Source organism: Acidimicrobiales bacterium, assembly GCA_035316325.1.
GTDB lineage: Bacteria > Actinomycetota > Acidimicrobiia > Acidimicrobiales > VFJN01 > DASXTK01.
The window spans coordinates 1-4,701 of sequence record DATHJB010000037.1 but is presented as its reverse complement, the minus strand read 5'-3'; the positions used below and the strand labels follow the sequence as shown (position 1 = coordinate 4,701).

The 4,701-nt window shown below is 74.8% G+C and carries 5 protein-coding genes; 1 reads left to right on the top strand and 4 read right to left on the bottom strand.

The window, feature by feature from the left end; all coding sequences use genetic code 11:
- A partial coding sequence (locus VK611_05360; protein HMG40733.1) for a cation-translocating P-type ATPase occupies positions 1-1,467 on the top strand: 1,467 nt, incomplete at its 5' end.
- Between the two features lie 39 nt (positions 1,468-1,506).
- Here VK611_05360 and VK611_05355 read toward each other — a convergent pair.
- The 4 genes from VK611_05355 to VK611_05340 all read right to left on the bottom strand — a co-directional run.
- A complete protein-coding gene (locus VK611_05355) occupies positions 1,507-2,559 on the bottom strand; it encodes an LLM class flavin-dependent oxidoreductase (GenBank protein HMG40732.1) in 1,053 nt (350 codons plus the stop codon).
- Positions 2,560-2,570: 11 nt separating this feature from the next.
- On the bottom strand, positions 2,571-2,855 hold the full coding sequence (locus VK611_05350; GenBank protein ID HMG40731.1) for a hypothetical protein: 285 nt from the start codon (positions 2,853-2,855) through the stop codon (positions 2,571-2,573).
- The gene (gene mftF, locus VK611_05345) at positions 2,776-4,305 is read right to left on the bottom strand and encodes a mycofactocin biosynthesis glycosyltransferase MftF (protein ID HMG40730.1); all 1,530 of its coding nucleotides are present in this window, start codon (positions 4,303-4,305) and stop codon (positions 2,776-2,778) included. The genes VK611_05350 and mftF overlap by 80 nt, the downstream gene beginning before the upstream one ends.
- Positions 4,302-4,701: creatininase family protein (locus VK611_05340; protein HMG40729.1), on the bottom strand; the 400-nt coding region annotated here is incomplete at its 5' end. The genes VK611_05340 and mftF, both read right to left, overlap by 4 nt.

Here is a 4,701-nt window from a genome sequence, read left to right as displayed (position 1 = left end):
CCCCGCATCTTCGAGCTGCCGTTCGACTCCGATCGCAAGCGGATGTCCACCGTCCACGCCCTGCCCGCCCGCGTCGACGACGTCCCCGCGGCGTTGCGGGCGGCCTTCCGGTTGGAGGACAAGGTCGGGTTGCCCGACTGCATCGCCTTCACCAAGGGCGCCGTCGACGGGCTGGTGCCGCTCTGCGACACCTACCAGACCGGCGACACGACGGCACCGCTCGACGACGAGCGGCGGCGACGCGCCCTGGAGGCCGGCGACCAGTTGGCGGCGGAGGGTGTCCGGGTGCTCGGCGTCGCCATGCGCCGCTGGCCGAACGCCGAGGCCGTGCCCCGCGACGAGCAGCTCGAGCGGGGACTCACCCTCGTCGGTCTCGTGGGGATGATCGACCCGGCCCGCCCGGAGGTGCGCGACGCCATCGCCACGTGCCGCGAGGCCGGAGTGCGGGTCATGATGATCACCGGCGACCATCCGCTCACCGCCCAGGCGATCGGACGCGACCTCGGGCTGGTGGGCGACGACGTCCAGACCGTGACGGGTGCCGAGCTGGGCCGGCTCGACGGTGCCGATCTCGACGCGACCATCCGCGACCGTTCGATCTACGCGCGCGTGTCCCCCGAGGACAAGATCCGCATCGTCGGAGTGCTCCAGAGCCAGGGGCACGTGGTGGCCATGACCGGCGACGGCGTCAACGACGCCCCCGCCCTCAAACAGGCCGACATCGGCGTCGCCATGGGGATCACGGGCACCGACGTCACCAAGGACGCCGCCGACATGGTCCTCCAGGACGACAACTTCGCGACGATCGTCGCCGCCGTCGGTGAAGGCCGGGTGGTGTTCGACAACATCCGCAAGTTCATCCGCAACATCCTCAGCGGCAACGTCGCCGAGGTGACGATCATGGTCGTGGCACCGATCGTCGGCATGCCCGTCGCCATGCTCCCGCTCCAGCTCCTGTGGCTGAACCTGGTCACCGACGGCCTGCCCGCCATGGCGCTCGCGGTCGAACCGCCCGAGCCCGGGGTCATGCAGCGTTCCCCCACGCCGCGGGGCGAGAGCCTGCTCGGTGCCGACCGGGGCCGCCGGATCCTCACCCGCGGGGCCATGCTCACCGTCCTGACGTTCGTCCCCGTCTACGCCCTGTGGGACGCCGACGACGACGCCTGGCAGACCGTCCTCTTCACGTCGATCGCCTTCGCCGAGCTCGCCGGGGGGTTCGCCATGCGCTCGGAGCGCACGTCGCTGCGCCGCCTCGGCCTCTTCACCAACCGCTCCCTCGTCGTCGCGGTCGCGGTGACCGTCGCCCTCCAGGTGCTGCTGGTCGTCACCCCCGCGCTACGGGACATCCTGTCGCTCGAACCGCTGGACCCGGCGCACTGGGCACTGATCGTCGCCATCGCCCTCACCTACCTGGTGGCCATCGAGGTCGAGAAGTGGACGACCAACCGACGCCCCGCCGACTCCTGACCCCGGAGGTTGGAGGTCGGAGGTCGGGGGTGCAGAGCCTCAGCCGTCACCCCGGTCGGCGAGGAGCTTGCGGACCCGGGGGATCACCTCGCGGCCGTAGAGCCCGATGGTCGCCAGCTTCTGCTCGTGGGGGACTCCTCCCAGGCCGTAGACGAAGTCGAAGCGGCGGAGCCCGAGCGTCCGGATGGTGGCGGCCAGCTTGGCGGCGACGGTGTCGGGCGAGCCGACGTACAAGGAGCCGGTGGCGATCTCCGCCTGGAAGCGGCTGGGCGTCGGGAGCGCCGAGCCGCGCTCGCGTGACGAGGCCTCGAGCAGGTCCCTCCAGTGGGGCCACTGGATGTCGACCGCCTCCTGGTCCGTCGGCGCCACGTACCCGTGCGAGTGCACACCGACGGGCCCCGGTGGGTACCCGCGCTCCTCGAGGGTGCGCTGGTAGAGGTCGACGTAGGGGGCGAACCGACCGGGGTCGCCGCCGACGATCGCCAGCATCAGGGGCAGGCCGTAGCGGGCGGCCCGGATCACTGACTCGGGGCTGCCGCCGACGCCGACCCAGGTGGGGACGCGGCCCTCGGGGAGGGGAGGGCTCACGAACTGGTCGGTGAGCGGTGAGCGGACGGTGCCGGACCAGGTGACGGGTTGCTCGCGGAGCAGCCGGGTGAGCAGGTCGAGCTTCTCCTCGAAGAGCGTCTCGTAGTCGGCGAGGTCCAGCCCGAACAGCGGGAACGACTCGGTCAGCGAACCGCGCCCGACGATGAGCTGGGCGCGGCCCTTCGACACCGCGTCGAGGGTCGCGAACTCGGTGTAGACCCGCACCGGGTCCTGCGTGCTCAGCACCGTCACCGCGGTGCCGAGCCGGATGCGTTCGGTGCGACCGGCGATCGCCGCGAGGATCACGTGCCCCGCGGAGTCCATGAACTCGGGCCGGTAGTGCTCGCCGATGTTGAACGAGTCGATCCCGACCGAGTCGGCGAGCACGGCCTCCTCGACGGTGTTGCGGATGACCTGGTCACCGTCGAGCTGCCGTCCGGAGCCGTCGAGCGTGATCTGAGCCGCGGTGTCCAACCCGAACTCGAAGTCGTCGTGCGCAGACATCCCGTCGACGCCTAGTAGGAGTGGATCTCGTCGCCGGGGGCGGGCACGTCGGCCGCGCCGCCGGGGAGCAGCGCCTGCGCGGCGGCCAGGACGTTGAACGCCTCCCGGAGCAGCGTGATCCGGCCGTCCTCCACGACGGCCGCGATCTGCTCCCGTCCGACGTACCGCGGCTCGACCCCGAGCGATGAGAGGTACGGCAGCTCGAGGACACCGTCCTCAGCGAACAGGCTGGCGGCCTTCTCCGGGTCGCGGAACGAGGCCAGGTAGTCGAGGAGGGTTCCCTTGGCGTCCTTCATGGTCTTCTCCTGTGTCGTCGTCGTCGGGCGGGGGGAAGCGGCCGGCGAAGGCCGGCAGCAGGGCGGTGAGGTCGCGTCGGGTGATGCAGCCGGCCCACACGCCGGTGCCGTACGCGACGTCGTCGGCGAGCCGGAGCGCCGTGAACGCGGCGATGCCCAGGTCGGGACGCGCCTCGCGGTGCTCGACGAGAGCGGGTACGACGGCGGCGGCGACGAGCGCCGGACGCGCCCGCCGCCAGCCGAGGAACAGCGCCAGCGTGAGGGGCCACCAGGGGCGGCGCAGGGCGTCGGCGACCTGCCGGCCGGCGAACAGGTTGCCGAGTCCGGCCAGCCGGAGGGCCTCGGCGACCGGGTGGCGCAGCGACCGGAGCTTGGGCACGAGGGCGGCGGTGGTGCCTGCCCCGACGGCGACGCCGGCCGCGGGCGAGCCGGCGACCACCAGCGCCCAGGCCGCGGCGCTCCATCCCGACACCGTCAGTGGCGCGACGGCGCCGCCGTGGCGCCGGGCGAGCGCCGGGGCCGAGGTGCCGTAGCGGTACCGCTGCCGGGCCCACGCCGACCAGGTCGCTCGCATCGGATGGCGAGCCCGGGCCGACGGCTCGTAGCGCACGACCCAGCCGGCCCGGTCGAGCCGCCACACGAGGTCGACGTCCTCCCCGACGCGCAGGCTCTCGTCGAAGCCGCCCACGGCCTCGAGGGCGTCGCGCCGCACCACCAGCGCCGCGGTCGGGACGTACGGCACGCGGGCCCGGGGCCGCACCGGCGACTCGAACGGTCCCAGGTCGAGCGAGGAGCGGCGGGCCTCGTAGGCGGCGAGCCCCGCGGGGGTGCCCGGCCGCGCCACGGGCACGACCCGCGGGGCGACCGCGCCCACCCGCGGGTCGGCGAGGTGGGCGAGCAGCGGCCCGAGCCACCCGTCGGCGGGCTCGACGTCGGCGTCGACGAAGGCGACCACCGGTCGCGTCGATGCCTGCCAGCCGACCTGGCGGGCCGCCGCCGGACCGACGTTGCGGTCGAGCCGCAGGAGGCGCGCACCGTGCACGGCGGCGACGGCCGCGATGGCCCCGGCGTCCGGCGACGCGTCGTCGACCACGAGCGTCTCGCCGACGGGGCCCAGGGTGGACAGCGTGCGGTCGAGGTCGCGGGCGTCGCCGTGGATGGGGACGACGGCCGCCACGTCGGCCGGGGCCCACGGCGGCGGCGCGCCGGCCGGCCGGGGGTGGGCCAGCCCGGCATCGAGGAGCCGCCGGGCGAGGCGCTGGGCGCCGCCGGCCTGGTCCACCGGCGCACCGCCCGCCCACCGGTCGACGAGGCGCCGCCCGGCGGGCGAGAGGCGGACGATCCGCAGCGGGAAGCCGCCGATCAGCGTGGCGCCGTCGTCGACCCGCCGGGTGGCCGGGTCGAGGGCGATCCGGAACCCGGCGGGCAGCGCGGCGACGGCGGCGTTCATCGCGCCCGCCGCCAGTCCGCCACGGCGGCGGCGAGGTCGGCGGCGAGCACGTCGAGCAGGGCGTCGCCCTCGGCCGCGCTCGCGGCCGTGGGGTCGCCGAGGATCCCGTTGGGCGACACCGCCGTGACGCCGCCCCGGCGGAGGGCCGGCAGCAGCTCCGCCAGGGGACGGGTGTCGCCGGGCTCGGCCCCCGGTCGGACGAGCCGGGGCCTCAGGTGCAGGAGGAGCGAGGTCTCGGTGCGGCCGGCGTGGGCGTCGCCACCGAAGCGCGGCGCGAAGGCGCGCACGTCGCGGCCCTCGGCGCGCAGGCGGGCGACCGCGGCGGCGAGCGGACCGGCGTTCCCGCCGTGGGCGCTGAGAAAGAGGACGCGGTCGAAGCTCTCGGTCGCCGAGCGG

Coding starts and splice junctions, on each gene's coding strand:
- mftF (HMG40730.1), bottom strand. CDS start 4,305: ATGAACGCCGCCGTCGCCGCGCTGCCCGCCGGGTTCCGGATCGCCCTC.
- VK611_05350 (HMG40731.1), bottom strand. CDS start 2,855: ATGAAGGACGCCAAGGGAACCCTCCTCGACTACCTGGCCTCGTTCCGC.
- VK611_05355 (HMG40732.1), bottom strand. CDS start 2,559: ATGTCTGCGCACGACGACTTCGAGTTCGGGTTGGACACCGCGGCTCAG.